Source organism: Paenibacillus nanchangensis, from assembly GCF_046543445.1.
Lineage (GTDB): Bacteria > Bacillota > Bacilli > Paenibacillales > Paenibacillaceae > Paenibacillus_AQ > Paenibacillus_AQ nanchangensis.
Genome location: NZ_JBHOFD010000034.1, coordinates 20,023 through 45,666, shown reverse-complemented (window position 1 = coordinate 45,666; position 25,644 = coordinate 20,023). Strand labels below are relative to the sequence as shown.

General features: G+C 51.7%; 30 protein-coding genes. 19 read left to right on the top strand and 11 right to left on the bottom strand.

Annotated features, from left to right (window positions below; all coding sequences use genetic code 11):
* Positions 1 to 14: 14 nt before the first annotated feature.
* The gene (locus ACE6ED_RS23255; protein ID WP_410829815.1) at positions 15 to 1,241 is read right to left on the bottom strand and encodes an MFS transporter; all 1,227 of its coding nucleotides are present in this window, start codon (positions 1,239 to 1,241) and stop codon (positions 15 to 17) included.
* A 137-nt stretch (positions 1,242 to 1,378) separates the two neighbouring features.
* Between ACE6ED_RS23255 and ACE6ED_RS23250 the strand changes: the two genes are divergently transcribed.
* Both ACE6ED_RS23250 and ACE6ED_RS23245 read left to right on the top strand, forming a co-directional pair.
* Entirely contained in the window at positions 1,379 to 1,957 is a 579-nt protein-coding gene (locus ACE6ED_RS23250) for a TetR/AcrR family transcriptional regulator (RefSeq protein ID WP_410829814.1), read from the top strand.
* 107 nt (positions 1,958 to 2,064) lie between these two features.
* Positions 2,065 to 2,313: a hypothetical protein gene (locus ACE6ED_RS23245; protein ID WP_410829813.1), complete on the top strand. Its 249-nt coding sequence runs from the start codon at positions 2,065 to 2,067 to the stop codon at positions 2,311 to 2,313.
* 94 nt (positions 2,314 to 2,407) lie between these two features.
* On the opposite strand, the gene ACE6ED_RS23240 is transcribed toward ACE6ED_RS23245, so the two are convergent.
* Positions 2,408 to 3,004, bottom strand: a complete 597-nt coding sequence (locus ACE6ED_RS23240; RefSeq protein WP_410829812.1) for an AAA family ATPase — start codon at positions 3,002 to 3,004, stop codon at positions 2,408 to 2,410.
* 75 nt (positions 3,005 to 3,079) lie between these two features.
* Positions 3,080 to 3,568 (bottom strand): DUF2798 domain-containing protein, encoded by a 489-nt coding sequence (locus ACE6ED_RS23235; RefSeq protein WP_410829811.1) that lies wholly within the window; start codon positions 3,566 to 3,568, stop codon positions 3,080 to 3,082.
* 145 nt (positions 3,569 to 3,713) lie between these two features.
* Here ACE6ED_RS23235 and ACE6ED_RS23230 point away from each other — a divergent pair, with 145 nt between their 5' ends.
* Positions 3,714 to 4,130 carry a MarR family winged helix-turn-helix transcriptional regulator gene (locus ACE6ED_RS23230; RefSeq protein WP_410829810.1) on the top strand — a complete coding sequence of 139 codons (417 nt, stop codon included), beginning with the start codon at positions 3,714 to 3,716 and terminating at the stop codon, positions 4,128 to 4,130.
* A 91-nt stretch (positions 4,131 to 4,221) separates the two neighbouring features.
* Here ACE6ED_RS23230 and ACE6ED_RS23225 read toward each other — a convergent pair whose 3' ends face one another.
* On the bottom strand, positions 4,222 to 5,226 hold the full coding sequence (locus tag ACE6ED_RS23225) for a CobW family GTP-binding protein (RefSeq protein WP_410829809.1): 1,005 nt from the start codon (positions 5,224 to 5,226) through the stop codon (positions 4,222 to 4,224).
* Positions 5,227 to 5,416: 190 nt separating this feature from the next.
* Between ACE6ED_RS23225 and ACE6ED_RS23220 the strand changes: the two genes are divergently transcribed.
* The 12 genes from ACE6ED_RS23220 (at position 5,417) to mobB (ending at position 14,309) form a co-directional block, all read left to right on the top strand.
* A complete protein-coding gene (locus tag ACE6ED_RS23220) occupies positions 5,417 to 6,253 on the top strand; it encodes an AAA family ATPase (RefSeq protein ID WP_410829808.1) in 837 nt (278 codons plus the stop codon).
* Positions 6,254 to 6,316: 63 nt separating this feature from the next.
* Entirely contained in the window at positions 6,317 to 6,466 is a 150-nt protein-coding gene (rpmG, locus tag ACE6ED_RS23215) for a 50S ribosomal protein L33 (RefSeq protein ID WP_410829807.1), read from the top strand.
* A 44-nt stretch (positions 6,467 to 6,510) separates the two neighbouring features.
* Positions 6,511 to 7,218 (top strand): metal ABC transporter ATP-binding protein, encoded by a 708-nt coding sequence (locus tag ACE6ED_RS23210; protein ID WP_410829806.1) that lies wholly within the window; start codon positions 6,511 to 6,513, stop codon positions 7,216 to 7,218.
* A complete protein-coding gene (locus tag ACE6ED_RS23205) occupies positions 7,164 to 8,015 on the top strand; it encodes a metal ABC transporter permease (RefSeq protein WP_410829805.1) in 852 nt (283 codons plus the stop codon). The genes ACE6ED_RS23210 and ACE6ED_RS23205 overlap by 55 nt, the downstream gene beginning before the upstream one ends.
* Positions 8,016 to 9,245 (top strand): metal ABC transporter substrate-binding protein, encoded by a 1,230-nt coding sequence (locus tag ACE6ED_RS23200; RefSeq protein ID WP_410829804.1) that lies wholly within the window; start codon positions 8,016 to 8,018, stop codon positions 9,243 to 9,245. It begins immediately after the preceding gene.
* A 52-nt stretch (positions 9,246 to 9,297) separates the two neighbouring features.
* Positions 9,298 to 9,726, top strand: a complete 429-nt coding sequence (locus ACE6ED_RS23195) for a Fur family transcriptional regulator (protein ID WP_410829803.1) — start codon at positions 9,298 to 9,300, stop codon at positions 9,724 to 9,726.
* A gap of 41 nt (positions 9,727 to 9,767) precedes the next feature.
* Positions 9,768 to 10,037, top strand: a complete 270-nt coding sequence (rpsN, locus tag ACE6ED_RS23190; protein ID WP_410829802.1) for a 30S ribosomal protein S14 — start codon at positions 9,768 to 9,770, stop codon at positions 10,035 to 10,037.
* 551 nt (positions 10,038 to 10,588) lie between these two features.
* Positions 10,589 to 10,867, top strand: a complete 279-nt coding sequence (locus tag ACE6ED_RS23185) for a hypothetical protein (protein ID WP_410829801.1) — start codon at positions 10,589 to 10,591, stop codon at positions 10,865 to 10,867.
* Between the two features lie 191 nt (positions 10,868 to 11,058).
* Positions 11,059 to 11,949 carry an AEC family transporter gene (locus ACE6ED_RS23180; RefSeq protein WP_410829800.1) on the top strand — a complete coding sequence of 297 codons (891 nt, stop codon included), beginning with the start codon at positions 11,059 to 11,061 and terminating at the stop codon, positions 11,947 to 11,949.
* A 124-nt stretch (positions 11,950 to 12,073) separates the two neighbouring features.
* On the top strand, positions 12,074 to 12,391 hold the full coding sequence (locus ACE6ED_RS23175; RefSeq protein ID WP_410829799.1) for an antibiotic biosynthesis monooxygenase family protein: 318 nt from the start codon (positions 12,074 to 12,076) through the stop codon (positions 12,389 to 12,391).
* A gap of 173 nt (positions 12,392 to 12,564) precedes the next feature.
* Positions 12,565 to 13,806, top strand: coding sequence for a molybdopterin molybdotransferase MoeA (locus ACE6ED_RS23170; protein ID WP_410829798.1), 1,242 nt, complete (start codon positions 12,565 to 12,567; stop codon positions 13,804 to 13,806).
* Positions 13,794 to 14,309, top strand: coding sequence for a molybdopterin-guanine dinucleotide biosynthesis protein B (gene mobB, locus ACE6ED_RS23165; RefSeq protein WP_410829797.1), 516 nt, complete (start codon positions 13,794 to 13,796; stop codon positions 14,307 to 14,309). The genes ACE6ED_RS23170 and mobB overlap by 13 nt, the downstream gene beginning before the upstream one ends.
* Positions 14,310 to 14,546: 237 nt before the next feature.
* Here the strand turns inward: mobB and ACE6ED_RS23160 are convergent, their stop codons facing one another.
* Both ACE6ED_RS23160 and ACE6ED_RS23155 read right to left on the bottom strand, forming a co-directional pair.
* Positions 14,547 to 16,304 carry an ABC transporter ATP-binding protein gene (locus ACE6ED_RS23160; RefSeq protein ID WP_410829796.1) on the bottom strand — a complete coding sequence of 586 codons (1,758 nt, stop codon included), beginning with the start codon at positions 16,302 to 16,304 and terminating at the stop codon, positions 14,547 to 14,549.
* 168 nt (positions 16,305 to 16,472) lie between these two features.
* Positions 16,473 to 17,522, bottom strand: coding sequence for an ArsR/SmtB family transcription factor (locus tag ACE6ED_RS23155; RefSeq protein ID WP_410829795.1), 1,050 nt, complete (start codon positions 17,520 to 17,522; stop codon positions 16,473 to 16,475).
* 235 nt (positions 17,523 to 17,757) lie between these two features.
* On the opposite strand from ACE6ED_RS23155, the gene ACE6ED_RS23150 reads away from it, so the two are divergent.
* Positions 17,758 to 19,035, top strand: coding sequence for a stalk domain-containing protein (locus ACE6ED_RS23150; protein WP_410829794.1), 1,278 nt, complete (start codon positions 17,758 to 17,760; stop codon positions 19,033 to 19,035).
* Positions 19,036 to 19,171: 136 nt separating this feature from the next.
* On the opposite strand, the gene ACE6ED_RS23145 is transcribed toward ACE6ED_RS23150, so the two are convergent.
* Complete coding sequence (locus ACE6ED_RS23145) at positions 19,172 to 19,357, bottom strand: hypothetical protein (RefSeq protein WP_410829793.1); 186 nt, start codon at positions 19,355 to 19,357, stop codon at positions 19,172 to 19,174.
* Positions 19,358 to 19,604: 247 nt separating this feature from the next.
* On the opposite strand from ACE6ED_RS23145, the gene ACE6ED_RS23140 reads away from it, so the two are divergent.
* Positions 19,605 to 21,986 carry a polyprenyl synthetase family protein gene (locus ACE6ED_RS23140; RefSeq protein ID WP_410829841.1) on the top strand — a complete coding sequence of 794 codons (2,382 nt, stop codon included), beginning with the start codon at positions 19,605 to 19,607 and terminating at the stop codon, positions 21,984 to 21,986.
* Between the two features lie 142 nt (positions 21,987 to 22,128).
* Here ACE6ED_RS23140 and ACE6ED_RS23135 read toward each other — a convergent pair whose 3' ends face one another.
* The gene (locus ACE6ED_RS23135) at positions 22,129 to 22,548 is read right to left on the bottom strand and encodes a GNAT family N-acetyltransferase (protein ID WP_410829792.1); all 420 of its coding nucleotides are present in this window, start codon (positions 22,546 to 22,548) and stop codon (positions 22,129 to 22,131) included.
* Between the two features lie 208 nt (positions 22,549 to 22,756).
* On the opposite strand from ACE6ED_RS23135, the gene ACE6ED_RS23130 reads away from it, so the two are divergent.
* Both ACE6ED_RS23130 and ACE6ED_RS23125 read left to right on the top strand, forming a co-directional pair.
* Complete coding sequence (locus ACE6ED_RS23130) at positions 22,757 to 22,936, top strand: H-type small acid-soluble spore protein (protein ID WP_410829791.1); 180 nt, start codon at positions 22,757 to 22,759, stop codon at positions 22,934 to 22,936.
* A gap of 36 nt (positions 22,937 to 22,972) precedes the next feature.
* Positions 22,973 to 23,137 (top strand): hypothetical protein, encoded by a 165-nt coding sequence (locus tag ACE6ED_RS23125; protein WP_410829790.1) that lies wholly within the window; start codon positions 22,973 to 22,975, stop codon positions 23,135 to 23,137.
* A 609-nt stretch (positions 23,138 to 23,746) separates the two neighbouring features.
* Here ACE6ED_RS23125 and ACE6ED_RS23120 read toward each other — a convergent pair.
* The 3 genes from ACE6ED_RS23120 to ACE6ED_RS23110 are packed head-to-tail and all read right to left on the bottom strand — an operon-like array spanning position 23,747 to position 25,627.
* Positions 23,747 to 24,385, bottom strand: coding sequence for an ABC-2 transporter permease (locus ACE6ED_RS23120; RefSeq protein WP_410829789.1), 639 nt, complete (start codon positions 24,383 to 24,385; stop codon positions 23,747 to 23,749).
* Positions 24,378 to 25,250, bottom strand: a complete 873-nt coding sequence (locus tag ACE6ED_RS23115) for an ABC transporter ATP-binding protein (protein ID WP_410829788.1) — start codon at positions 25,248 to 25,250, stop codon at positions 24,378 to 24,380. Before ACE6ED_RS23115 ends, ACE6ED_RS23120 begins: the two co-directional genes overlap by 8 nt.
* Entirely contained in the window at positions 25,247 to 25,627 is a 381-nt protein-coding gene (locus ACE6ED_RS23110; RefSeq protein ID WP_410829787.1) for a GntR family transcriptional regulator, read from the bottom strand. Before ACE6ED_RS23110 ends, ACE6ED_RS23115 begins: the two co-directional genes overlap by 4 nt.
* Positions 25,628 to 25,644: the final 17 nt, after the last annotated feature.

Sequence of the window (25,644 nt, the reverse complement as noted above, 5' to 3'; positions counted from 1 at the left end):
CTGCTTGTCTTTTTTTATGAGGCGGGCTTCAGCGTTGCCCGCCAGAACAGCAGTGCCAGCGCGCTGATACCTGCCCCCCAGGAGCATACGGCAATCCATCCAAAATGAGCGTACAGCATGGTGGACACAATAGCTCCTAAAGCGCTCCCAAAGGAATAAAACATCATATAGCCGCCGGTCAGCCGGCTGCGGGCATCGGGCTGAGTAGCCAGGATCAGCCCCTGATTGGTGACATGAACGGCTTGAACGGCGAAATCAAGCAACACGATGCCGAGGAGAAACAGCGGAAGCGAATGCTGCAGACTAGCGATGGGCAGCCAGGAAAGCAGCAGAATTACGAGCGATACCCCTGTGGTGCGTTGACCGAAACCTTTATCCGCCAGTGATCCAGCCTTGGCTGCTCCAAACGCGCCTGCTGCGCCTAACAGCCCCATTAACCCGACTTGAGCTTCGGACAAATTGAACGGCGGCGCGCTGAGCGGAAGAATCATTGATGTCCATAGCGTACTAAAGGCGGTGAAAATCAAAAACGCCAGCACTGCCCGAATACGGAACACACGCTCCGCCGCAAACAGGCGAAAAACGGAGGCGATTAAGTTCCGGTACGGCAGCTTTTGAGCGCCACGGCCTCCTTTTGGCACATCAGGCAGCATACTTGAGAGCAGATAAGCGGTGATCAGCATTAAAAGGGAAGACGCATAATAGACGGAACGCCAGCCAAACCATGCCGCCATCAGGCCGGAAAACGTCCGGGCGATCAAAATGCCGATTACGATCCCTCCGGTTACAATCCCGACCGTACGGCCGCGTTCGGCGGCTTTGGCCTGGTCCGAAGCATAGGCAACCAAGGTCTGTGTCACAACAGCCATCATCCCCACCGCGGCCGCGCCAGCTAATAATTGGGCAAGTGTAGCTGCCGAGCCTACAACCGCCAAGGCTGCTGCCGACAGCAGCATATGACCCATAATGAGCTTGCGGCGGTTAACGATGTCGCCAAGCGGAACCAGCAGCAGCAGCCCGGCGGCATACAACAGCTGGGTGGCCGTTACCACAAGACCGATAACCGATGCGTTCACTCCAAACTCCGTTCCCATGCTTCCGAGCAGCGGTTGAGCGAAATACACCGTCGATACGGCAAGACCCGCGGCAGCAGCAAACCGGTAGGGCCATCCCTTGGGAAGCGGAGTCTCTACATCGGCTGCTTCCGATGTTTTCTGATGCAAACAAGGTTCATTAAGCAAATCATAGTCTCCTCTCATTATGTACTGACCAGTACATTATTATCCTAAGTTAATTCTGCAATTAACGTCAATCCCATTGATTTAATTTATTTTAACCGGTATTATTATGTACTTACTGGTACATAAGGAGGGTTTACATGGCTAGGCCAAGAGAATTTGACCGGGAAACGGCGCTTCAAGCCGCCATGAATGTATTTTGGGAAAAAGGATATGAAGTGGTGTCGCTTAGTGACTTGACAGAGCGGATGGGGATTCAGCGGCCAAGCCTGTATGCAGCTTTTGGGGATAAAAAAGGGCTGTTTGAGGAAGCGCTGAGGATGTATAACAACCGGCATGCGGTCCACATCCGTCATAAGCTCCAGCAGGTGCCGGTGGCGGACGCGCTGGAACGATTGTTCAGGGAGACCATTTCAGAGGCGTATGACAGCTGCCCGAGCAAGGGCTGCTTCTGTATTAATACGCTGGTTGAGCTAGCGCCGCATGATGAGAAATTCGCCATCCTTACCCGGGAGCATCAGATGTACCTATCTGTCATTTTTCAAGCTGCACTTGAAGAAGGTCAAAAACGCGGAGAGCTGAAGCAAGAACTCGATGTAAAAGCTGCATCCCAGTTTCTCACTGCCGGATGGATCGGCTTAACCGTCCTGCTGAAAAGCCGCCCCGACCGGACTTATGCGGAACAAACCGCGGCTGCGCTGCTCCATATTTTAAAGTAAGCGGCTGCAGTGCGAAGTGAAATTCAGTTAGCCGGTTCTGTCGATTCTTAGACAAGGCATATTGTTCATAAATTAAAGGTGAGTATGGGTACGGAGGGGAAAAACGAATGCGGAAAGGCGAAGAGTTTACCATTTACGTGATTGAATTGTCGAAGGTTCGCACTTTTGTGCTGATGGAGATTGGGGTCGGCACCTTGGTGTACCAGCTGTGGATGGCGGTGCTGCACAATCCTTTTCTCGCAGGAACCGGGGGATGGGCTACAACGGAAACACTGAAACGGGGTTTTGCCTATTTTCGCAAATCGGGTGGTGTATCCTCGCTGGCAGGCGGTGTCTTCTCCTTGGCAAGCAGATAGATAAGGGGAAGGGCAAGACCGCCATTCCCCTTGCTTCAACGGAACGAACCCTTAAATGTACAGCGGCGTAATCACTGAATGAGACCCTCCCTCTTCAGGAAAGAGGGGGCCCGTAAATAAACTGTTCAATCCGGTCCACCGTATTGGCTTCTCCGAAATTGGAGTTATCAAAATAGCCAATAGATCCCTCCGTCAGGGGCCATGAAACCTTGCGGCCGTTCAGTGAACGGCGGAATTCCTCCCAATGCTCCAGTTTCCAGACATCCAGCGCCGAACTTCGGCCTTCAATCCGCTCGCGGTACAGCCGTTCGCTGCCAAGCGTCACCACAACCGCTTTGACATCCGCTTCTTGAAGCGTAAGGCCGGCGCGCGACAGTTCACTGCCGATCCAATCGGGATCCGCTGCCTCTTTGGTGAATGGGCCGACAACAAATACGTCGGTCAAGAGACCAAGTTGATCGAGAGCCGCGTCCATTGTGATCCGGTAGCCCAAATCCCGGCAGAGCCGTTTGTATTCGGCCGAATCTCTGTCCGCGGGATCAAGACCCTGCTGCAGCATGATGGCTTCCGCGGCCGGACGCAGGAGAATATCCATGTCCAGCACGGCGGCATGGCGCCGTGAAGCTATTGTTTTGGCCAAGGTGGTTTTGCCCGCACCTGCAGGGCCAAGAAAAAAAACGAGCTTGTTCATCGCTTACCCTCTCCATTGACCGGATAGACTAGACTGCCCAAAGTGCCAGATATCTGTGTGCAGCCTCCTGATTCATCATACTGGAGAATTGGCTGGCTGAGAAGTATGGGCGGGCGCGGGAAACAGTTTGATAAAAAGAACCCGGGTAAGAGGACCGACGATCAGCAGCTGCAGCGGCAACGCGCAGATGACGTTAAGCCCAAGCCCCTTAGCATAGGCGAGTGGAAGGTCAGGCGTAAAACCCGCATGCAGCACCGCACCATACAGCGACATAAAAATCACCATGCCCGTAACCATCAGGCAGGAGATAAGCAGCACTTTTTGCACCGGGGATGCGTTTTCCTTCAGCATTTTTTTGGCAAGCCCTTTTGCAGCCTTGCCTACAACAAACACGTCCAGCACCAGGGCGACTGCAAAGGCGGGCAGAAACCCGAAGGCGGCTTCGGCAAGAGCTTCTAAAGAGAAGCCTTGGGATAAAACGACATTATAGACGCTCATCCCAGCCACCATCAGCACACACATCATTAATGTAAACACAAAATTTTCTTTTTTATTTCTCCCCATTGCTGTACCTCTTTCCCTTGAATGTCAACCTGGTTTACATTATCATGAAAAGAAGAGATCGTCAACTGGGCTGACGAACTTGCCGCTTCGTTGACTTTCCTTTTCGGCATCCGATACAATGGTTGGTATTCATGGAGGTGTACGGATGAACGAAACCGGGAATGGAAGGAACTTGATTGATCTGTTAAGTGAGCAGCACTTGGTTCTGCGGAAGCGGGTGGCGGAGTTGGACAGGCATGGCCTGAACAAAACGGAATCGCATATTTTGTCCCTTTTGGAGAATGCTTCAGCCATGACGGCGTCCGAAATCAGCCGGATCATCGGCATTTCGCGCCAGGGTGCGCATAAGTGTCTGCAAGGCTTGGAGGAACAGGGTTTTGTTGCGCCTGTTGCAAGGGAAGAGAATGGCCGGGACCGCTATCTGGCCATCACCTCTCAAGGTAAGGCTTATACACAGGAGATGGAAGAAGTGAAGCTGCAGCTGGAGCAGACCATCGTCTGCAAGTTGGGAGCGGAAAAGGTGAACGAGATCAAACAAATTTTGACGGAAGAATGGCTGTAATTGCTGCTGTATTCCGCTAACAAGCAAGCCCGCCGCCTGGGTTAGGCAACGGGCTTTTTTTAGATTCTCGAAAGATTTCGGTATATGCCGGTTATACCGCCACACAGGCGGCGAACTGTTTGCGGAACCAGGACTCGTCCAGATTACGGCCGATCACCACGAATTCACTGAGCTGCGGATCGGAAGGGGACCAGTTCCGGTCCGGATACGAGCTGAACAGCATATGGATGCCCTGAAAGACCACCCGCTGCTTGACGCCCCGAATGTTCAAAATCCCCTTGTACCGGAACGTATCCGCACCGTGATCCACCAGCCAATCATTTAAAAAGCGCTCCACTTTTCGCAGGTCAAGCGGGCGTTCTTCCCTGAAGAACAGCGATGTCACTTCGTCATCGTGATGGTGATGATCCTCGGTCAGGAAGCCGGGTTCGATCTCCAGTTTTTTATCCAGATCAAATGCGTTTACGCCAAGAATCTGATTCCAATCCGCTTTCGACTGCTGCGTCCGGATAAGCTTGGCTGACGGATTCATATGGCGCAGACGCCGCTCCAATTGAAGCAGCTCCTCGTTGGTCACCAGATCGGTTTTATTTACGAGTAAAATATCCGCAAATCCAACCTGCTCCTGCGCTTCGTGTCCTTCATCCAGATGCTGTGGAGCGTGTTTGGCGTCGATTACCGTTACAATCGCATCCAGCCGGTACGCCTGCGCGATATCCTCATCCACAAAAAAAGTCTGTGCAACCGGCCCGGGATCCGCAAGACCGGTCGTTTCGATCAATACCCGGTCAAAATCGATGCTCCGTCCGCTGTCCTTGCCTTCACGTTTGTTCAGCAGATCGCCCAGGATTCGTATCAAATCTCCTCTTACGGTGCAGCAGATGCAGCCGTTATTCATTTCAAAAATTTCCTCGTCCGCTCCTACCACCAGTTGGTTGTCAATGCCGACCTGGCCGAATTCATTGACGATCACCGCGATTTTTTGGCCATGGTCTGACGTCAGCACATGATTTAGAAGGGTGGTTTTACCCGCCCCAAGAAATCCCGTCAAAATCGTTACGGGTATGCGGGGGTCTTTTACGAGTTTGGAAGTCATCTCATCCGCTCCTTTTTTGTCGCGATAAATAGTAATTATTACGAATAAAATGATTATCGTCTTTTCGTCCGTCTCTGTCAACATGACGCAAGAAGCTTGCAGTGAAGGGTTGACAACGGCGGTAAAGGCGAAGTATGCTGTTGTTTGTTCGTAACGATTACGAATTAATCGGAACCAAAGGAGCAGCGTAATGAGCAAAGGAAGTCCGGCCCTGCGTCTCCCTCGGGCCAAAGGAATGGATATGGTTACCTGTTATTCTCCAAAAGACTGCGCGAAAAAAGCGAAATTTCTGATCCTTCCGGAGCACAACCGGACGATCATTGAGGAATTTCTTACCGTGCTGGGGATGCGGGAAACCTTTGAGGAGCATGGCGTACCCGTTCCCAACAAAATCGTGATGTACGGACCGCCTGGAACCGGAAAGACGCTGACGGCTTTTTACATCGCAAAAAGGTTGGAGCTGCCTTTGATCTCCGTCCGGCTGGACGCGTTGATCCACAGCCATCTTGGAGAAACCGGAAGCAACATCCGCAAAGTGTTCGACTATGCCGAAGCGCAGCCGTGTGTGCTGTTTATTGATGAATTTGATGCGATTGCGCGGACACGCGAAAGCGGCGACGAAGTGAAAGAAATGGCCCGTGCGGTCAATACGCTGCTTCAAGCGCTGGACGATTTTGGCGACCGCAGTGTGTTTATGGCGGCAACGAACCTGGAGGAAGAATTGGACCGGGCGATCTGGCGGAGATTTGATACGAAAATCACCTATTCGCTGCCTGCACATGAGGCCAGAGGCGATTACATCCGGCTTCTTGTCGGAGATTTTGCAACAGAGGATAGGCTCTGGGAAGCGGCGTGCGAACGTCTGGCCGGGTGCAGCTTCGCCGAAGTGGAACAGATTGTGCTGAAAGCCAAACGGAAAGCGATTATACAAAACCGCCCGCTGGGACACAACCATATTGATCTTTCCTGCCGTGAATACCAGCCAGCCGGTTACGGAGGCTTAGACAGGGGGGGACCGGGAGGTTGACAAAAAGTCAGGGACTCACTACACTGTATAATCGTAATAATTACGATTTAAGGAGCGATTAAAATGAGAGTAATTGTTACGCTGGCATGTACGGAAACGGGAGACCGCAACTATACTACGACCAAAAATAAAAAAACGCATCCCGGCCGGCTGGAAATGAAAAAGTATTGTCCGCGGCTGAAAAGACATACGCTGCACAGAGAAACCCGTTGATGCCCAGGCAGGAATAGCGGCTGCAGAAAGGTTGAACTCGCTGCATGATTTTATATTCATTGAAAGACGTTACGTTTGGTTACGGCAATGAACCCGTAATCGAACGGCTGACGCTGGATTTGCACGCCGGACAGCTGATCGGCATTACCGGACCAAACGGAGCGGCCAAATCGACGCTGCTCAAGCTCGTCCTTGGCCTGATTAAGCCTTGGAGCGGAACGATCGAACGCTGCAGTTCTGCAGAGATAAAGGGCAGGGTTAATGTAAGTTATGTGCCCCAACAGGTTTCGTCGTTTAACAACGGGTTTCCGAGCAAAGTTATCGAACTGGTTCGCTCCGGCTGTTACTCCCGGCTGGGATTGTTCCGCAGGTTTACCCAAGAGCAGGAACAGCTGGTTGAACGAAGCTTGAAGCAAGTGGGGATGTGGGAATACCGGAACAGGAAAATCGGCGAGCTCTCTGGCGGGCAAAAGCAGCGTATCTGTATCGCTAGGGCGTTAGCGCAAGATCCGGAAATTCTTGTACTCGACGAACCGGCTTCGGGAATGGACCAGGGGAGCAGGCTGGGTCTGTATGAGCTGCTGCGCCACTATGTGGACAACCATGGGAAAACTGTTCTGATGGTGACTCACGGTTTGGAGGAAACCGGTGTTTTTCTGGATACGCTGGTCACGCTGGAACGGAAAGAAAGCGAGGGATGGCGGTGTTTGGTTACGAATTCATGCAGCGAGCATTTTGGGCGGGAGGACTGATCGGCATTATTGGCCCGCTGCTTGGGGTTTATCTGATGCTGCGGCGTCAGGCGCTGATGGCAGATACCCTGTCGCACGTATCCCTCGCCGGCGTTGCGCTGGGAAGCGTGCTGAGTTTCAGCCCTTCGCTCAGCGGATTTGCCGCAGCTGTTGCCGGATCGCTGATGATCGAACAGCTTCGCCGTTCTTACCGTACATACAGCGAGCTGCCAGTCGCCATTATTATGACCTCCGGATTGGCTTTGGCAGTTGTGCTGATGAATCTGAAACAAAGCCTCAGCCAAAGCTTCAGCTCTTATTTGTTCGGGTCAATTGTAGCCGTAAGCGATACGCAGCTTATGCTCATCGCCGCAGTAGCGGCAGCCGGACTGCTATATTTTATCGTGCTGCGCAGGCCGCTGTATAACCTGACATTTGACGAGGAAACGGCAGCGGTTTCCGGCCTACGTGTCCGGCTTCTGTCCGTCTCATTTGCTGTGCTTACCGGAATGACCGTCGCCGCGGCGATGCCGGTGGTTGGTGTCCTGCTGGTCTCGGCACTAATCGTGCTGCCTGCTTCGCTTGCGCTGCGGGTGGCGACCGGGTTCACCGCCGCGGTGCTGATCTCGGTGGGGGCCGGTCTCGCCGGTGTCTTTTCGGGACTGACCGCCAGCTATTATATGGATACTCCGCCGGGAGGGACGATTGCGCTTGTGCTGCTGCTCTTCCTCTTGACGGCAGCGGGAGCTCAGCGGCTGACACGGTTAAAAACCCGGAAGCAGCCTTATCAACAACTTAACAGGAAAGGAACGATGTAAATGAAATGGATGCGTAACCGCTCGCTGGTTGCTTTATCATTATCCGCCTTGCTGATCACGGCAGGCTGCGGCTCGAATGCTGCGACAAATCAGACAAACGGAGGGCCAGCTTCCGCATCTCCTTCGGCTCAGCCTTCGAGCGCCTCCACTGGAGACAAACTTGTGGTGAAAACGAGTTTTTATCCCATGTATGAATTTACCCGCCATGTTGCCGGAGACTTGGCTGAGGTAGAGAACCTTGTGCCTGCTGGTGTCGAACCGCATGACTGGGAACCTACGCCAAAAGATATGGCCAAAATTACGGAAGCGGATGTACTGGTATTTAACGGAGCGGGCATGGAGGCTTGGGTCGATCAAGTATTGGACAGCGTGGTCACCAGTAAGCTGAAGGTCATAGAAGCGAGTAAGGGATTGGAGATTATGGAAGGCTCGCCTGACCATCATGACCACGGCCATGTTCACAGCGATGAACATTCGCACACCGAAGGCGAGCAAGCTCACGAAGAGGAGCATACGCATGCAGAAGGCGAACACTCCCACGAAGACGAACACACACATACAGAGGGTGAGCACTCCCACGAGGAAGAGCACACGCACTCGGAGGGTGAGCACACCCACGAGGATGGGCACACGCACGCAGAGGGTGAGCACTCCCACGAGGAGGGGCACACGCACGCGGAGGGTGAGCACGCTCACGACCACGGCGGAATGGACCCGCATGTCTGGTTGTCTCCGGCACTCGCTATAAAGGAAGTAGAGAACATTGAAGCCGGTCTGTCTGAGGCTGCTCCCGAACACAAAGAGGCATTCCATGCAAACGCCGAAGCCTATATTGCTGAATTAAAGAAGCTGGATGAAGACTTCCGAAGCCAGTTAGCAGATGTAAAACGGAAGGATTTTATTACACAGCACGCCGCTTTCGGCTATTTGGCCAAGGAATACGGGTTGACTCAAGTCCCTATTGCCGGCCTCTCCCCGGATCAGGAGCCATCCGCCGAGCAGATGGCCCAAATTGTAGAGTTTGCCAAAGAACATAAAGTACAGTGGATCTTTTTTGAAACCCTCGTCTCTTCCCGGGTCGCCGACACTATCGCAAACGAAATCGGAGCGAAAACACTGGTGTTAAATCCAATCGAAGGATTGACAGAAGACGAACAGGCCAAAGGGTTGGATTACATTGGTGTGATGCGTAAAAATCTGGACTCACTGAAACAGGCGCTTACGGAGTAGGGCAAAGACCGTTAATCCATTCTCTGCACGCCATAGAAAGGAGGTTCTGCATATGGAAAAACAGGAGGGCAGTCTGGCAGAAGCTATGGCAGCCAGAGGCATCCGTATGACGGCACAGCGGAAGCTGATCGCCAAGCTTTTCGCCCGGTCAAACGGGTTCGTGCTGCCGCGTCAGGTGCATGATTTTATTGCGCAGTATTATCCAGGCGTAAGCTATGACACGGTGTATCGGAACCTCCGGCTGATGGCGGAGGTGGGGCTGATCGAACGGTTTGATTTTGCCGAAGGTGTCCGGTTCAAGCTGCGGTGCGGACCGGAACGGCACCATCACCATTTCATATGCACGGATTGTCTCACAACGTTCCCGCTTGATTTTTGTCCAGTCGAACATAAAATCACTCCGCCGGATGCATTTGAGGTTCATTCGCATAAATTCGAAGTTTATGGTTTATGCGGGGAATGCGCACGTTCCAGGCAGTAGGTTTTTCATTACAAATACACATTACGAAAGGAGTTTCCGCAATGGCTAAAAAGTCCAAAATCGTTAAACAGCTGAAAAGACAGGCAATGGTCGAGAAATATGCGGACAAACGGCGCGAGCTCAAGGCGAAAGGGGATCTGGCCGGGCTGCAAAAGCTGCCCAGAGACGCCTCGCCAACCCGGTTAAACAGCCGGTGTGCGGTCTCCGGCCGGCCCCGCAGCGTCCTGCGTAAATTCGGCGTCTCACGGATCGTGTTCCGCGAGCTGGCACACAAAGGACAAATCCCCGGTGTGAAAAAAGCGAGCTGGTAATCTCCGCTAGAGTTTTTCGTCTCCTGCTACTCATCCATCCAGTGTACTATTTCTTGATGCCAATCGGCCGCAGGAATCAGCCGCCCGGAAGAATCCGGAGGTTGTTCCAGCGGCCTTTTGTTTATCCTGACGATCAGTCAACAATCTTGTCACGCCCGCGAATATTTGCCTCACATTTTCCCGCTGCAGTTTGATAAAATCATGTAAGAAGCGTCTGCCAATCACAAGTCCTCCCAACACAGGTTGATCACCCTAAAACCTCACAACTCCGGCGGGTCACTCCCCATCATAAGATCTTCTCTAATCGCTTAATGCCGGTAAAGAACACCTGACCGTATCCACTTTTCATGAAGCTGTATAGGTATCGTTCTCCTTGTTCATGCTGGATTCAGGGAGAAAATAACTGAATTGCCATTTGGTAATTAAGCTGTTATAATAAATACGAACAGGTGTTCTTTTTTTGCGGGCGAACCGACAGCTTACCGCACAATTAAAACTTATGGAACTGGATATTTACAGACAGAGCAGTATAAATGAAGGAGATGACGATAATGGGCGGGGATAAGGAAAATGAAGATTTTTTATATGAAATGCTACTGAGAATTCAAATGGGAGACACGGAAAGTTTGGAACAGCTGTTAAGCACCTTTCAGCCAGCCGGGAAGTCCTGCGCGAACAAAGCGGTACCTTCCGAACGGGAAGATCTGGAGCAGCTTTTATGGGAAAAGCTTACGCGTGCGATTTATACCTATGACGTTAACGCGCTTTGGGATCATACCGCTTATATTCCACGAAGTAATTCCAACCCTCCTCCCCGAACTTTACCCTGATTCACCCGTTGTGGACAATAAAATGAGAACGCTTCCCTAAAACCGCTGTTAACTTGAATGTGATGAATTTGTTTGCCAGGCGGAAGTATGCGGAGATATACTGGGGGACGTGCGATTTTATTACTGTAGACGAAAGCAGAACCTGATAAGCGGGTATTTGCTGTAGCAGCGGGAGAAGGGGAAAGACAGGCATGATTTTTACACAAATGATTGTCCTGTTCGGGTTGATTGCCGTGGGATACCTGGCGAACCGGACGGGTGTAATGGATGGGGACAGCAATAAAAAGATATCCAGGCTGCTGGTGAACGTAACCATTCCGGCGCTGATTCTCAGCTCGGCTGCCGGACATGAGATGGAAGACAAAACAAAAGTGCTCGTGGTGCTGGGTGCCGCCGCGGCTATGTTTGTAGTGACACCGCTGATCAGCTTGGTGATCGTCCGGAAGCTGAAGCTGGACAATACCTATGAGCTGATGCTGAATTACAGCAATCTTGGATTTATGGGGATTCCGATTATATCGGGCATATACGGAAGCGGTTCGGTTTTTTATGTGTCGCTGTTTATGATGGTTTTTAATATCAGCTTATTTTCGCATGGTGTATATATCCTGCAGCGCGGCAGGGAGGGCGGTGGTGATACGCTCAAGAATATGCTAAATCCGGGGATTGTATCATCGCTGGCCGCTGTCGCGGTGTTCCTGTTTGAGGTGCCGATTCCGGCTCCGCTGCTGGATCTGCTGAACGCAGTTGGCGGCATTACTTCACCGCTGGCGATGATTGTCATCGGCTCCACAATGGCGGCCGTGAAGCTGTCGGATGTCATCCGTGACAAAATGATCTGCTTCTACACGATCCTGAAAATCGCCATTTACCCGGCGTTGATCTGGTTCCTGTTTCATTTTTTTATCCAGGATCCGATGGTGCTTGGCATCGCGGTGGTGCTGTCAGGTCTGCCTACGGCAGGCAACGTCTCCATGGTGTGCTCCGAATACAACGGGAACCTTCAACTGGTCACCAAAGGCACGTTTCTCACTACGCTGTGTTCGGTGTTGACCATCCCGGTATGGATGTCCATTTTTTAGGTTCTCATCCTTTTAATGAACGGCCTGTCGCCTGGGGACAGGCTTTTTTGCTTGACAATTGCAAATGAGAATCAATATCGTTTAAAATGAATAACGAAGATCATCATCGGAGGGAGCTGTTATTATGCTGGTACAAACCAGAAAGATCACCGTCAAAAAAGGGTTTAGCGATCAAGTTGTGGAACGGTTCGGACAACCCGGGGGCCCAATGAGCGAAATTCCCGGTTTTATCGACAAAACGGTTATGGTCAAAAAAAACCGGAGCCGCGATGAGGAGACGGAAGAAGTGCTGGTGATGATCCGCTGGGAGTCTGAGGAAGCCTGGAAAACCTGGGAAAAAAGCCCCGCGCATATCGAAGGACACCGCAACAGCAGAAATCAGGAAAAACCGGAATTTTTGCTGGACACCCAAGTGTCGATGTATGAAGTGAAAACGCCGTAAGCCTAATTCCGGCAAAATGACCCAACCGCCGTATACCCGGCTGAGCAGTTTAGCGGGATACGGCATTTTTGTGCGGGTGCAAACGTCTGGCCGCAGGTTTTCGCAGGCAGGTTTACGCAGGTCTGGGGTCGAATGATATACATAAGAGATAAGAAATACAGGGGGGAACTTGAATGATTCATAGACAGCCGATTCCTGTACGGGAAGCGATCGCCCGGGTAATGGAGCAGATCCGGACAACCGGCACGGAGACCGTTACATTGGAAAAAAGCTTCGGACGTTATTTGGCCGAGCCGGTCATTGCGGCACACGATGTGCCGCCGTTCAACCGCTCGCCCTACGACGGTTACGCAGTCCGTGCCGCAGATACCGCTACGGCATCAGGGGATTCCCGCCTTGCTTTTCGTGTAGTCGATGCGATTGGGGCGGGACAAGTATCGGATGCGCGGCCCGGCGAGTTTGAAGCGGTACGGATTATGACGGGAGCGCCGCTGCCGGAAGGAACGGATGCCGTTGTTATGCTGGAACAGACCGTGGAGGAAGGACAAAGCTTCACCATCCGTAAACCGTTTGCTCCGCTGGAGAATGTTTCCCTGCAGGGGGAGGATATGCGGCTGGGCGAAACGGTGATACCTGCGGGGCAACTTATTCAGCCCGGTATTGTGGCGCTGCTGGCAACCTTCGGTTATACGCAGGTGAAGACGGCCCGGCGGCCGATGGTCGGAATTTTATCCACCGGCTCCGAGCTGTTAGAAGTCAATGAACCGCTTGTGCCCGGCAAAATACGCAACAGTAATGGCCCGATGATCGCCGCCCAATTGGCGCGGATGGGAATTCCATACAAACTGTACCGCACTTCCGCGGACAGGCTGGAGGATATCGAAGCAGAAGTCAGAGAAGCGATCCAGAATACGGATGTGCTGATTACTACAGGTGGCGTTTCGGTCGGAGACTTCGACTATATGCCGGAAATTTACCGGAGACTTGGCGCGGACGTGCTGTTTAACAAGGTGGCCATGCGTCCGGGCAGCGTTACGACCGCCGCTCGGCTGGACGGGTATCCGCTCTTTGGTCTCTCCGGTAATCCTTCCGCCTGCTTTTCCGGATTTGAATTGTTTGTCCGTCCCGTGCTGGTGGCGATGATGGGCGGACATCGTCCTTATCTGCCCAGAACGACAGCCAGGCTGGCGGAAGACGCCGGCCAACCCAACCCGTTTACCCGGTTCATCCGGGCGGTGTATGACGGGGAAACGGCGGCGCCGGCGGGGTTCAACAAATCCAATGCCGTTTCATCAATCGCCCGGGGAAATGCGCTGATTGTACTGCCGGGCGGAAGCAGAGGTTATGCCGCTGGCGATGAAGTGGATGTCCTGCTGCTGGGGATGGAAGAAGGTTCGGACACATGGACCCTATAAAGATTTTACAGGTGGCCGGATTCAAAAACAGCGGGAAAACAACATTGGTCCATCGCTTGCTTCACGCCGCTAGTGACAGGGGGGCTGCCGTCTCGGTAGTTAAACATCACGGGCATGGCGGGCAGCCGGAGCTTCCTCCACCAAGTACGGACAGTATAAGTTATTTGGAGCACGGTGCCGCCGTTTCCGTTGTGGAAGGCGGAGGGATGATTCAGCTCCACCAGCGGGTGAGTTCGGAGCCGGAGATCGGGGACTTGATTCAGCTAGCCACAGCTCCCGGCACGGACCTGGTTCTAGTGGAAGGCTTTAAGCAGGCCAGTTATGAAAAAGTTGTGCTCGTCCGTACACCGGAGGACTGGGATGAGCTGAAGACGCTCCAAAACATCGTGCTTGTGGTCACGCCCCAAGGCGTAACGCTGCCGAATGTCACCTCTATCTGCCGGGAGGATGCTGACGCTTTGGAACAGTGGTTTGGCGGTTGGTTGGGAGGGCAGCATAAGTGATCATCCTGGGGGCTAAAAAGAATGTGTTGTGTTAGGCTCCGTAGATAAATGGCCCGCTAAAGCCGTCAACAGACGTTTCAGCGGGCTGTTTTGCATGCTGCTAAGGAACACGCCAGCAAGTGCATATCAATTGGCAATGTTTCGCAAGTGCATATCAATTGGCGATAACCCCAAGCGCGCATCATCAGGAGATGTTTCGCAAGCGAAGGCCAACTGGCGATATGTCGCAGGCCGTCATCAGCCGGCGGCAGCTACATCCTCTTTTTTAATAGTGAAAAAGCTGCTGAATGGTCCTCCACGCGCAATAAGATCATGGAAGCTTCCTTGTTCCTGGATCTGTCCTTCTTCCATGTAAATGATTTCATCATACTGGCTAAGCAGCTCATCATTCATGTTATGGGTGATGGTAATCAGAGTCAGCTCCGGGAGGGCTAGCAGTTTGCTCTCAATCTCATAACCTGTCTGGCGGTCAATGGCCGATGTGCCTTCATCCAGAATGAGGATTGGCTTGTTCCGGATCAGCGCCCGGGCGACCGCAATCCGCTGCCGCTGGCCGCCGGAGAGCTGCGAGCCGTTTTCTCCCGCCGGCGACTGGAGACCGTTTGGCAGATAGGAGAGAAACTTATGAATGCCGCTTGTCAGCACCGCACGGTTCAATTCCTGCTCGTCATATTCTTCATGAAGACAAATATTATAGCGGATGTCCGAATCAAACATATAGACGTTCTGGTGAATCGTGGACACCATCTGGCGCAGCAGTTCCTGGTCCAAGTCCCTCAGATCGGCCCCGTCGTAAACGATCCTTCCTTCATACCCCTCATAATATCCGGTCAGCAATTTCACAAGTGTGGATTTTCCGCAGCCGCTTGGACCAACAAGCGCATATTTGCGGCCTTTACGGAGTGTCAGGTGTACACCACGGATTACGGGGAGGTCCTGCGAATAGCCAAAACGGAGCCCTTTCGCTTGGAGCCGGTCGTTAAATTTTGGCTGAAGAATGCCGGCGGATGAGGAGGTGATTTTGGAAGACTTAGACGCCTTATTTTTTTTCGAATTATTAGGTGCCCCCGCATCACCGGCGAGTTCATCCATACGCTTGATCACCGGCTTGATTCCCTGAAGCTTCGGCAGGTTCTGCATAATGATAAGCACGGGACCAACAAAACCGCCGCTAAGCTGCACGAGGGCCACAAGGCTTCCTGCAGACAGCTTGCCTGCCAGAATCAGATAACCGGCGATAAAAACGACTGCGAATTGAGTCAAAATCGCCAGAGTGTGCGAGACGCTCTCATTTAACGCAAACAGCCGGTCCGCACGAAAACGGGAATTTGCTGCTTGACGGTTCTCCGTCTGGAACCGGTTTTCCGCGTGTCTGCCCATAGCATAAGACTTGATCACTTCGTATCCGGACAGCAGATCTTTTAGTTTGGAAGTGAAAACAGACATCTGCTCCGACACCGCGTTTTGTCTGGACTGCATCGCTTTGCCGAACAGGGAAGGGACAATAAACATCAGCAGCATACAGCCCAGAAGAATGAGGGTGACCATCGGGCTGATATACAGCAGCACCACAAGTGAAGCCGCAAATACAACCGCATTTTCGATGGTAAGGAGCAGGGGAGAGAGGTAGTTTTCCTCCACAAGCTTTGTATCATTGGTCAAGGCCGACAAATAATCCGCCGTATTGCTGGAGGCAAATGTTTCGGGATTTCGCTGCATAACGCCCCGAAATACGCTGCCCCGCAGGGAAATGGTCACATTGCGAATGAGCGCCTTGGTGCAAAGGGCGTAAAGATAGCCAAGCAGGCTGAGGAGCAGCAGGTAGCCAGCCGAAATCCATACAATTTGTATGAATTGTGCACGGTCTCCAAGCATCGCGGCGTCGATAACTTTCTGCAGAATTAGTGCGATAAATACGGATGCCGCCGACGTAATGATGCTGAATAACAGGGTGACAGCAAGCAGCCCTTTGTGCTCACGTAACGCTAATTTCATGATTCATCCACCTCATTTAGTTAGAAGTACATTTAATTTGTAAGATGAAGATAACACATTAGTTTGGTTGTAGTCAAACGAATTAGATGTTGATCATATATGGAGGCAAAAAAATTCCCGCCTTTTCAAGCGGGAATTTTCTTTTATCGCAGAGCATGCGGCTCAAATTCACAGCAAAAACTGTTCTAGATCAGACACCAGTTTACGCAGCTGCTCCGTCTCCAAATGATAGTTTACTTTTCCGCCCCGTTTGTCGATCCCGACCAATCCGCAGGCTAGCAGAACGTTCATATGGTGTGAAACCGTGGCGGCGGAAAGACCCAGCTGCTCGGCAAGCTCGAGATTATATTTTGGACTGGATTTAAGCGATGCGAGAATCTGCAGCTTACTGTTGTCGCTCAGTGCTTTAAGCCGCACAAGTAAATATTCCCTGGCGTCGGCGTCGGCCTGGCCGGTCATCGGCAGTGCATCAACATACAGACCGTAATAGCATTTCGTCCGGTACATAGCCTGTCCAAGCGGCATGACCAGAGCAGGATACACGGAAGCTTCTTTAGCGAACAGATTGACCAGCTTCATAAACTGCTCGTCTTTCCGGCTGTTCACGGACTTGACGTAATCGTTGATCAGTTTGCGAAGCGGTTTGTCTACTTCTTTTAGCGCTTTGGATGCGGCGTCCAAATTGTCATTAACGGCAGAGAGCAGCAGAGGCAGCCAGCGGTGCGGCTCTTTTAAAAACACCATCAGCTTCCACTTTACGCTATCGTCAAAAGGGAGCTGGTCGAGAAACGCGAACACATCGTTCAATGAATCAAGTGGAGGAGTTTCCTTCGACCGGCTGCCGAAGTCTTCCGCGCCCGGACTGCTGTGCAGGAGGTCAACAACTTCCGTCCGGATCTGTTCCACCGATGGGAGCTCGTCAGCTTTCAGCCAGTGTTCATTTTCACATATCAGGGTAAGTATGACCGAAAAAAAGTTGTCATTCTGGTCCTCAAAAAAGAAAGCATATTCCGGTTTGTAACTCCGGTGTTTGAGAAAAGCCTGGACATATTTGTCTATAGTCTTCAGGTGCTTGGTGTAAAAGGCTTCGCCGTCGATGCCAAACTTGTTTAGTTCATCGATTGTTTCTTGCTTGTTGCGTTCCATATTACAGCTCACATAGAGCAGGCCCAGCGTCTCAAAAATCAGGTCCGGTTCTTGATGGATTTGGATATTCATAAATCCTCCGTTAAATCGTGGTTTAGGCAGGCGTCTAACTTATTATATTGCGGTAAAATCTTGTAAGCAACCGATATGGCTCTGATTCAACCCGGCGCTGCTGTGTGAGACCGATGGCTAACTGCTGGTCTACGGGTTCTACAACGAGCGGATGCGAACGCAACCTTTCACCCCGGCGGACGTCTAATCAGCAGGAAGAAAATTCCGTTACATACATCATACGGAGGGACGACAAATGACATTTTTCAGCTTTACAACCGGAACAGGCGCCGCCGGACAAAAATATAAACTCAAGCGAGTTGCGGCCGTGGCAGCCGTACTTGCGGTAATCGCAGGCTCTCTGCCGGACAATAGTCAGGCGGCATCACAATCCGCACCTCAGTCTGCAACCCGGACGGCTTCCCAGTCCACACCTTCATTTACTACCCTTTCATTTCTCCAGCTCGCAACCTCAACAGCGACCCCGGCGGGTACCGGGAAATCATCTTCAGCCCCAGCCATCTCGCAGCCGGTTTTGATCGGAAAAGCGATTCAGGGCTGGAATGTGGGTGTAACAGTAGACGGCAGGCAGATTATATTACCGGCTTTTCTGGCCGACGATGCGCTGATCGTTCCGCTCGTTCCGCTTGTCCGGGCTATGGGTTATACGGTTCATTATAAGGCGGGTTCGGGCGAATTCACATTGACCAAGGGACACCGGACCATTGAAACGACGCTTAATCACAGTGCATACAAGGTAAACGGCTTCGTTTCCAGTGCGAAAACGCCGTTTGTTTGGGGCGAAACCACTTATGTGCCATTGCGGCAAATTGCTGACTTATCCGGTTATTCCTTAACCTCTGGGGGAAAGGACCGGTATGTATTGAAAGCGCCTGTTGAAAACGACCTGAAAGTAATGGCGTCTGAAGCCCTGACCGGCGGAAAGGAGCCTTACGCCTTCTCCATAACGTATCCAGTGGTATCGGGATGGAGCAATCAAGAAGCGATGGGACGAATAAACCGGTTTTTGAAAAATGAAGCAGAAAAGTGGGCGAATCAGGCGAACAAGGAGCTTGCCGCAGCGTGGGAGGCTTATCCCCACAAGGAAAACCTGGAGGATTACGCGCATGTGCCCCCTTATGATTTTCAGGTCGAGTGGACGATCGCTTCCAACGAAGGAGGGCGGCTCAGTCTGTATGCTGACACCAACCTTTACAAGGCAAATCAAGACCGCAGCGCCAGATACAGCTGGACGTTTGATCTTGCGACCGGTGAAGTGATGACACTGGCACAGGTGCTGGGCGGCAGTGCGGATGCGGTGGAGAAGGTTAACCAGCGGGTGCGTCTTCGAATCGCTTCCGGAGAAGTAAATCCGCCGGTAACCGCTGCATTTCAAGAAGTGGGGAAGCCGGGAACCGGATGGTACATCGAACATGGCGGGATCGTTGTCTATATTGACCAGAAGAAGCAGGGATATGGTGCGGAAGATCCATCTATTGTACGTGTTCCGCTGTACCAAATTCCAGCGCTCTAGCATAAATTCAGCTTACGCATGACGCTGAACGTTTTGCTGTTATGAAGCACAGAAACAAACATGGGCCGCCCCGCAGTTAGGTGTTTATGACTGCGGGACGGCCCATTTATATCGGATGGCCGCTGATAAGCTGTAGTTAGAAAATACGGAACAACAGATAAATCCCCGCAAAAATTCCAATAAGAACCGCCCATGTAATGAGTTCGTCATTGATGCTTGGGACGCCTCGGGTATGCAGATGTTTGGATTTATGGTCATAGTTGGCCTTGTGGCCTAAATGATCGGTAGTGGGAGCGGGAGGGGGCGTGCTGCCGTCAAACATCGGGATCACTCCTTTTTCGCTTTATATTTTAATTATATCCTCATACAGTGCAAGAATCTACCATTTTACAAGAAAATATCCAGGAAGCCTATGGGAAACATGAAATTTCGTAACCAAACGGAATCGGCCGCCGTATATGGGATAAGATTTGATAACAACGAATACGCTCTAGTACGCCTTGATCCTTTTTTTGAGAGGACTACACATGATGTACAGGGATGACTATAACGAATTGAGGGTATTGCCTATGAATACAACTTATGCGGAACAAGCGATGTCGGGCTATCAGCAAGCTGAAGAGAAGGCAGCCCGATATTTCGCAGAGCTTGGCGGACAGATTCAAGAACGCTCTTTTATCCCGGCATTAACGGCTGATTTTCAGGAGTGGAAGCGGGCGCATCTGCCGCCGCCCTGGTGGCTCAAACTGTTATCGCGAAGCAAAAGCAAGCCGGACAGCAGGGATGAACGGCTGTACATTCAATGGCTCGACCGGACGGGACGGCTGAACAATTATTTGGACCGCAGCGTGTCCTACTTTTATTTACGCGATATGGGAAAAACGCTGGATTCAGACGATACGCGGTCACGCGTTGCCCGCATGGTGTCTGACCTGAGTCAGCGGCTGATACGTTATGCCGAATCCGGAAGCGACCGGAAGACATTATCCGGCATGGATATTTGGTACCGCAGAGCGCAAAAAGAAGGCGTAGAAGATGCCGTCATCTGGCTGATCGGCAAACTGCATGCCGTTTCGAATCATCTTCCGGACGGCATGGATGCGGAACAGGCCCAGCGGAAGCTGATCAAGATTATCCTTGGGGTTGTCCTGCATGTTGTGGATGATATGGAGCCGGAACTCCCGCGGTCCGAACGGGCTGAAAGGCTTGATGCGGCCATCCGGATTGGTTACTCTTACGGCTTAACATACCCTTTTATCGACGATCTGCTGGACTCGCCGGTACTCAGTGAAACGGACAAAAACCAGTTCACCCGGATGATTCGAACTGCGCTGCTAACGGGGACCGTACCGGGGCTTGGCGAATGGAAAGGGAAACACACGGAGCTGATTGCCTATGTGCATGCAGAGCTTCGTGAAGCGTTTGAGACAATTCGTAACCGGCAGCGCCCGGAGTTGCGGCAGCTTTTTTTCGAACAGGCTTACGTGTTTTTTCAAGCCCAAGAAATCGACCGGAACAAAGACCTGTCGAACGGAACGTACACGAACGAAGAACTCTATCTGCCAGTGATCCTGAAATCCGCCTCCTCGCGGTCGATTGTCCGCTCCGTTCTGAGCGCGCCGCCGGATGAAGGATTTGAACAGCGGACGTTTTATTACGGGATCTATAACCAGCTCGCCGATGACTATGCCGATTTGTTCACTGATTTGGAAGAAGGAGCAGTTACCCCGTACACCTATTACTGGAAATACCGGAACGAGCGTACCGACCTGCTCAATCCGTTTGAAGTCTACTGGACGGTCATTTCTCATCTGATTCACCAAGTATACCGGTCTGATCCATCGACACGTGAGGTCATCCTCGACCGTGCAATCAACGGACTGAAACGCAGCCGGGAGCGGCTCGGCGATGCCAAATATAACGAGCTGATGTCAGTGCTGACCACCGGAATGCCGGATTTCAACCGGATGATTCAGCAGCTGGTCTACAAAGCGGAAGACGTCGATTTTTTCGACAAACTGCTGCGGGACCGGATGCTGACGGATTTAAGGACGGACCGGGAAGAGCAGGAGCATTTTAGAGCAACTATTGATAGGGTTCGCGTTGAAATCAATAATCTGCTGCCTTTGTCGGCTGAGGAGAATCTTCCTTCGATTCAGGCTCCGTTAATTGATGCGGCCAACTTTGCTCTCCAAGGGGATGGCAAACGAATCCGGCCGATCATGACCTGGGTTATGGCCGTGGAGCAGTATCACCTCGACCCGGCGTCCATTGCACCGCTGCTGCGGTCATTGGAATATATGCATACCGCTTCGCTTATTTTTGACGATCTGCCTTCTCAGGATAACGCCGCCAGCCGGAGGGGACGGCCGACGCTCCATCAGCTGCATGATGAAGCCACCGCGGAGCTGACAGGGTTGTTCCTCATCCAGCGGGCGGTTGGCGAGCAGGCGGCGCTTGACCGGTATGATCCCGCCGCCGTACTGAAGCTGATCCGGTATTCCGCACGCAAGACGGAAGAAATGTGCGTGGGCCAGGCGATGGATTTGGAGGGAAAAGGGAAGCCGCTTACGCTTGAGCAGCTGAACGAGCTCTGTTTTTACAAGACGGGAATCGCCTTTGAAGCTTCGCTGGTCATGCCGGCGATCCTGGCGGGAGCGGAGCAGGGGGAAATCGAAGCGCTGAAGAAATATGCGTATCACGCCGGAATCGCTTTTCAGATCAGGGATGATCTGCTGGATGTGGAAGGAGACCGGGCGCTGCTTGGCAAGCCTGTCGGTCAAGACGCGGAGAACAATCGGTCCACTTTTGTTTCGGTGCTGGGGATGAAGGCGGCGAGACGGGAGATGTGGGAGCACTACTGCCTGGCGACGGAAGCGCTGGCTGGTCTGCCGCGGCGTATTCCTTTTTTGAAGCATCTGCTGCAGTATCTTGTGCATCGGAACCGGTGATAGAAATCGCGTAACGACATAGAAATAAACGATAAAACACAGGAGGGCAGGATTGCTTTCCTGTGTTTTGTGCTGTTTTTGAACGGGCAAGCTTTCTTTAGGGAATGAACAATATAGTTGGGGCGTTTCTATCCGTGCATCACTAGAGTTCTTTTTTCATATAATAACGTGTGTTTCCAGGGAGCGGCACATTCTCCAATGTCCCAAACACTTCATAACCATTTCGCAAGTAAAACTGCGGGGCTTGGAAGTCTTGGGTATCCAAATGAATTGTTTTGCCTCCCTCTGCTCGTGCTTCTTGTTCCAAACGCTGCAGCAGCGACTGGCCGATGCCTTGGCCCCGGTGCGATTCTTCAACCCATAAAATTTCAACAAATACCCCGTCTCCAAACCGGTGTCCCAAAATCCCGCCGATGGCTACTTCATTTTGATCGCGAACCAAAAAGTTAAGCGGCTGATAGGTTGCTTCGCTTACTTTCTTTTGGTTGAATCCATATAGTTCGTTCCGAATCCGGTCAAGCGAATGGGTTGGATCTTCGGTAACTTGATGAATTGTGTACATAGCAGTATCCTCCAGCATTGATTCGACTTTATCGTTTTAGACTCGACAGCATGATGTGATTTTTCTCGTTCAGCGATCAAGTTCAAACCTATTGTATAAGCAAAAGGGATAAAATGGCAATGAAAGCGGCAGAAAGCTGTTGAGCGCATAGTTGCTGATCCATAGGCGCATCCTACAATTGATGCTTTTATGAAAGGCGGTCTGCTTGATGAACACACAACGAGCCCAAGAAATCGCCAAATCTCCGGTTATGGCTGCCGTATGGTGTGACGGCGTACAAGTGTACATTCAGCATGTAAATGAGCAGCAGGAGACGGCGCGGATTTATCCGCTTCAAAGCCCGGAGGAAGAGCGGGAAGTTCCTTTGTACACTTTGACGGAAGCTTGAATTGTTTTTTTATATTATGGAAGGAGGAACGTGCACATGAAGCCAAACGATCAGAAAGCGCGGGAAGCGGACAATCTTAACGGGAATGACCGGACAGATGATACAGTTCGGGAGGTACCGGCCACTACGGATGTGAATGATGCGGTAGCCGCCATGACTTCACATATCAATAAATATGATATACCGGAAGAAGTTGAATAAGCATTAGAGACTCACCCTCTCTGGATCGTCCGACTGAAGGAGATAGGATCCCGGGAGGGTGTGTTGGTTACCATGCAGACAAAGGATCGCTGATCTTTTTGTACAAACGACAAGATTTAAACACAGCTATCTTTGTGAAAATTAACAATAAATGCGCTTACATGTGATAGTGTGCAACTGTATGGGTAAATAGGAAGTAGAAGCCTGTAACACATCCCACCACTGTCAGGAGGTCATACCGATGAGACAGGAAGGCAGCTTTGTCAAAGGATTAGGTTGGGCAGTAGTGTGCAGTGTCCCGCTGTATGTTTCCATGTGGGGCTGGATGGAATGGGTGCATTCCTGGTTTTAATAGATGTAAGCGCGAACAATGAAGAGCCGCGGCATAATCGGATTTCTTCATCCCAATAATAAGCAGTGTCAACAAGCGCCGGTCAAATGACTGGCGCTTGTTCGTGTGGTTAGAATTCCGGAAAGTTGGGTCCGGAGTTCTCCGTTTAATCCGTACTGAACTATTAAATTACAGACTAGCGGGGATGGTACGGAGGCAATTTGGAGATGCCCGCGACAGCTCCATCCCCCTCTGTCTCTCCCGCTCACTCAATAGATCTAAATGTCACGCGAAGAAAACAGCTTAACGGACAACAGATAAGACAAGGTCAGCACAACCAGGAGACCAACGAGCCCAATCAGGATGGGCAGCGTTTCCTGCCCGTAGATGTCCAGCCACTGGCTGAGACCCGATAAGGACCCGCGAAAGGGTGCGATCAATAATCCGGATAAAAAAACCGTGGACATTACAAACACCAGATTTACTACTTGAGCTCCTCTTGGACCAAGCCAGAAAAAAATGGGGAAATAAACAGAGACCAGTAAAGGAACGGCAAGAAGACTAAGTAACAATTCAGTGAGCGGGTAGGCGTCTGACGTCAGCCCAAACAGCTTCATTCCCGCAAACATTACAGAATACAGGACCATTCCAATCAGGCAAAACGGCACAATCGACAAGTATTTGGACAAAACGACTTCACTCCGGCTAACTGGCAGACTGATCACAAACCGTTGATTGATGTTTCTTGTATCGAGCGAACATGCATTAATCAGCATCAGCATTGACGGCATTACGGCGATGACGCCGATTCCCGCCATATCGAAATAGGACATATACAGCGCGTACGGGATGAGCAGCAGCAGAAATTTACGGACCAGCAAAATGTCTTTCCGGATCAGGTACAGTGAGTTACGCACGGACACCGCTCCTCTTGACAGTAAAATAAATGATTTCTTCAAGCGTGGGTTTCTCCACAATTGCCATTTCCTTAAAATGCCGTTCCGCCATGGCGCGGTCGCTCACCAGTCCTTCAAAGCCGTGATTCGTCTCCCGCAGTCCAATAAACCAGCCGCGAATGTCCCGGTCGAGCAGGTCGCTGCCGCCTTTGATCAGCGCGTACCGTTCCAGCACTTCATCTTTCATTTCATCGAACACCAGTTTTCCCTTGTTAACAAACACGATGTAGTCCGCAATCCGGTCCAGATCCGTTGTAATATGAGTAGAAAAAAGGATCGAACGCGACTCGTCCTGGATATAATCAGCCAGCAGATCCAGCAGCTCACGGCGGAACACCGGATCAAGCCCCGCGGTCGGCTCATCCATGATCAGGAGCTCCGCCTCATGCGACATGGCGACGGCCAAGGCGAATTTCATCTGCATGCCTTTGGACAGCTTGGAAATCCTCAGGTTCTCCGGAAGCTCAAACGAATCAATGTACTGCCGGAAGACTTCATCATTCCATGCCGGATAAAAAGGGGCGAGGATCCGTTTCATCTGCCGGATCGTCAAGTGGTCGTAATAGAAGTTTTCGTCCGACACATAGCCGATCCGGCCGCGGTAATGCGGTTCCTCCTGGCCGTTCACCTGCCGGCCGAAAACCGAGATTTCCCCGCGGTCTGGGCGGACCATGCCCATGATCAGCTTGATCAGTGTACTTTTGCCCGCGCCGTTTGGTCCAATCAGTCCGGTGATATACCCCTGCCTGACCGAAAAGGACAAATCCTGCAAGAGAAACTGCCCATAGTTCTTGTGAACGCCTTTCAGTTCGACCGCCGTGTTCATTCGCTTTCCTCCTCATACAGCATCCGTATTACTTCGAGCAACTCATCGGGACCCCAGCCAAGCTGCAGGCCGTCCCGCACGGCGTCCCGCAGCTTGGCTTCCAGCAGCCGGATCCGCTGCTCGCGCAGAAAATCGGGGCTTACGCCGGACACAAACGATCCCTTGCCCACGAGGGAGTGAATCAGTCCTTCCCGTTCCAGCTCTTCGTAGGCACGTTTGGTTGTGATGACACTGATTTGCAGGTCTTTGGCCAGCTGACGGATTGACGGGAGCGGGGTGTCCGGCTTCAGCTCGCCCTGCAGGATCATCTGCCGGATTTGCCCTGTAATTTGGGCATAAATCGGCTCACCTGATGTATTCGAGATTAAAATATTCATCCGTTCACCTACAATCG

Bases quoted from the DNA above. Each gene is read 5' to 3' on its own strand.
- ACE6ED_RS23250 (WP_410829814.1), top strand. From the start codon at position 1,379: ATGGCTAGGCCAAGAGAATTTGACCGGGAAACGGCGCTTCAAGCCGCC.
- ACE6ED_RS23245 (WP_410829813.1), top strand. From the start codon at position 2,065: ATGCGGAAAGGCGAAGAGTTTACCATTTACGTGATTGAATTGTCGAAG.
- ACE6ED_RS23240 (WP_410829812.1), bottom strand. From the start codon at position 3,004: ATGAACAAGCTCGTTTTTTTTCTTGGCCCTGCAGGTGCGGGCAAAACC.
- ACE6ED_RS23235 (WP_410829811.1), bottom strand. From the start codon at position 3,568: ATGGGGAGAAATAAAAAAGAAAATTTTGTGTTTACATTAATGATGTGT.
- ACE6ED_RS23230 (WP_410829810.1), top strand. From the start codon at position 3,714: ATGAACGAAACCGGGAATGGAAGGAACTTGATTGATCTGTTAAGTGAG.
- ACE6ED_RS23225 (WP_410829809.1), bottom strand. From the start codon at position 5,226: ATGACTTCCAAACTCGTAAAAGACCCCCGCATACCCGTAACGATTTTG.
- ACE6ED_RS23220 (WP_410829808.1), top strand. From the start codon at position 5,417: ATGAGCAAAGGAAGTCCGGCCCTGCGTCTCCCTCGGGCCAAAGGAATG.
- rpmG (WP_410829807.1), top strand. From the start codon at position 6,317: ATGAGAGTAATTGTTACGCTGGCATGTACGGAAACGGGAGACCGCAAC.
- ACE6ED_RS23210 (WP_410829806.1), top strand. From the start codon at position 6,511: ATGATTTTATATTCATTGAAAGACGTTACGTTTGGTTACGGCAATGAA.
- ACE6ED_RS23205 (WP_410829805.1), top strand. From the start codon at position 7,164: ATGGCGGTGTTTGGTTACGAATTCATGCAGCGAGCATTTTGGGCGGGA.
- ACE6ED_RS23200 (WP_410829804.1), top strand. From the start codon at position 8,016: ATGAAATGGATGCGTAACCGCTCGCTGGTTGCTTTATCATTATCCGCC.
- ACE6ED_RS23195 (WP_410829803.1), top strand. From the start codon at position 9,298: ATGGAAAAACAGGAGGGCAGTCTGGCAGAAGCTATGGCAGCCAGAGGC.
- rpsN (WP_410829802.1), top strand. From the start codon at position 9,768: ATGGCTAAAAAGTCCAAAATCGTTAAACAGCTGAAAAGACAGGCAATG.
- ACE6ED_RS23185 (WP_410829801.1), top strand. From the start codon at position 10,589: ATGGGCGGGGATAAGGAAAATGAAGATTTTTTATATGAAATGCTACTG.
- ACE6ED_RS23180 (WP_410829800.1), top strand. From the start codon at position 11,059: ATGATTTTTACACAAATGATTGTCCTGTTCGGGTTGATTGCCGTGGGA.
- ACE6ED_RS23175 (WP_410829799.1), top strand. From the start codon at position 12,074: ATGCTGGTACAAACCAGAAAGATCACCGTCAAAAAAGGGTTTAGCGAT.
- ACE6ED_RS23170 (WP_410829798.1), top strand. From the start codon at position 12,565: ATGATTCATAGACAGCCGATTCCTGTACGGGAAGCGATCGCCCGGGTA.
- mobB (WP_410829797.1), top strand. From the start codon at position 13,794: ATGGACCCTATAAAGATTTTACAGGTGGCCGGATTCAAAAACAGCGGG.
- ACE6ED_RS23160 (WP_410829796.1), bottom strand. From the start codon at position 16,304: ATGAAATTAGCGTTACGTGAGCACAAAGGGCTGCTTGCTGTCACCCTG.
- ACE6ED_RS23155 (WP_410829795.1), bottom strand. From the start codon at position 17,522: ATGAATATCCAAATCCATCAAGAACCGGACCTGATTTTTGAGACGCTG.
- ACE6ED_RS23150 (WP_410829794.1), top strand. From the start codon at position 17,758: ATGACATTTTTCAGCTTTACAACCGGAACAGGCGCCGCCGGACAAAAA.
- ACE6ED_RS23145 (WP_410829793.1), bottom strand. From the start codon at position 19,357: ATGTTTGACGGCAGCACGCCCCCTCCCGCTCCCACTACCGATCATTTA.
- ACE6ED_RS23140 (WP_410829841.1), top strand. From the start codon at position 19,605: ATGAATACAACTTATGCGGAACAAGCGATGTCGGGCTATCAGCAAGCT.
- ACE6ED_RS23135 (WP_410829792.1), bottom strand. From the start codon at position 22,548: ATGTACACAATTCATCAAGTTACCGAAGATCCAACCCATTCGCTTGAC.
- ACE6ED_RS23130 (WP_410829791.1), top strand. From the start codon at position 22,757: ATGAACACACAACGAGCCCAAGAAATCGCCAAATCTCCGGTTATGGCT.
- ACE6ED_RS23125 (WP_410829790.1), top strand. From the start codon at position 22,973: ATGAAGCCAAACGATCAGAAAGCGCGGGAAGCGGACAATCTTAACGGG.
- ACE6ED_RS23115 (WP_410829788.1), bottom strand. From the start codon at position 25,250: ATGAACACGGCGGTCGAACTGAAAGGCGTTCACAAGAACTATGGGCAG.
- ACE6ED_RS23110 (WP_410829787.1), bottom strand. From the start codon at position 25,627: ATGAATATTTTAATCTCGAATACATCAGGTGAGCCGATTTATGCCCAA.